The sequence below is a fragment of the Candidatus Contendobacter odensis Run_B_J11 genome, assembly GCF_000531125.1.
Lineage (GTDB): Bacteria > Pseudomonadota > Gammaproteobacteria > Competibacterales > Competibacteraceae > Contendibacter > Contendibacter odensensis.
In genome coordinates, this window is the sequence record NZ_CBTK010000242.1 from 1 (window position 1) to 1,198 (window position 1,198).

1 protein-coding gene is annotated in these 1,198 nt (G+C 58.1%); it reads right to left on the reverse strand.

The features are described from left to right. Positions 1-1,100 (reverse strand): transglutaminase-like domain-containing protein (locus BN874_RS13440; protein ID WP_034434345.1); only part of this gene is annotated, 1,100 nt, incomplete at its 3' end. Positions 1,101-1,198 lie beyond the last annotated feature (98 nt).

A 1,198-nucleotide genomic window follows, 5' to 3' on the forward strand; every position in this document is an offset into this window, starting at 1 on the left:
CGTAATCTCTTCAATAACTGGCCGGCCAGCTTGCGCTTGGTCGGACCGCTGGCCGCAATCGTCCATTCCGCGCCGTCCATGTCGTCAATGGAGACAAAGGTCGGCTCGCCACCCATCGTCAGCCGCACATCACCCGCAATCAGCTTTTCGTCTACTGCCGCACCGAGTTGCTCGATCCGCGCCCATTGATCTTCGCTATAAGGCTTGGTGACTCGTGGATCTTCGTGGACGCGAGTGATCGTCATCGCAAAATCGAAGGTCGTTTCACACTTGTCGGTGTAACCCGTCACTGGCGCGGCGCTGGGCGGAGTCGGGGTGCAGGCCAGCGGAATATGGCCTTCGCCGGCGAACAGGCCGGAGGTCGGGTCCAGACCCAGCCAGCCCGCGCCCGGCACGAAGACTTCAGCCCAAGCGTGCAGATCGGTGAAATCAGCTTCCGGGCCGGAGGGACCGTCCAGCGACTTGAGATCAGCAGTGAGCTGGAGCAGATAGCCGGACACGAAGCGCGCCGCCAGTCCCAACTGCCGCAGAATCTGCACCAGTAGCCAGGCCGAATCGCGGCAGGAACCGCTGCGCTTGGTCAGGGTTTCCTCGCAGGATTGCACCCCTGGCTCCATGCGGATCACATAAGCAATGTTCCGGTTCAAACGCCCGTTGATCTCGACCAGAAAATCCACAATTGGCAGCGGATCGCGTTTTACCTCGGTCAGCCACTTTTTGAGCAGCGGGCCGTTTTCCTGCATCTCCAGATACGGCGTCAATTCCTGGCGCAGGGTGGTTTCGTAGTTGAAAGGAAATTTTTCCGCGTAGCTCTCCACGAAAAAATCAAAGGGATTGATGACCGTCATCTCAGCGATCAGATCGACCGCGATGGTCAAATCCCGGACTTTTTCCGGGAATACCAAGCGGGCCTGGAAGTTGCCGAAAGGGTCCTGCATCCAGTTGATAAAGTGCTGAGCCGGCTCGATATGAAGCGAATAGGCGAGAATAGGGGTGCGGGTGTGCGCGGCCGGGCGCAAGCGGATCACATGCGGCGATACGCTGACCGGACGGTCAAAGTGATAAGTGGTGTGATGATGGAGTGCAACCCGTATAGCCATATCATGTCCTTCACTGTCGGCGAAAACTAAGGCGCGCATTATGCGGGATTAAGCCGCCTTGGCAAATGCAAGTCGCGTTCCGTGCAGATAAACCCGAT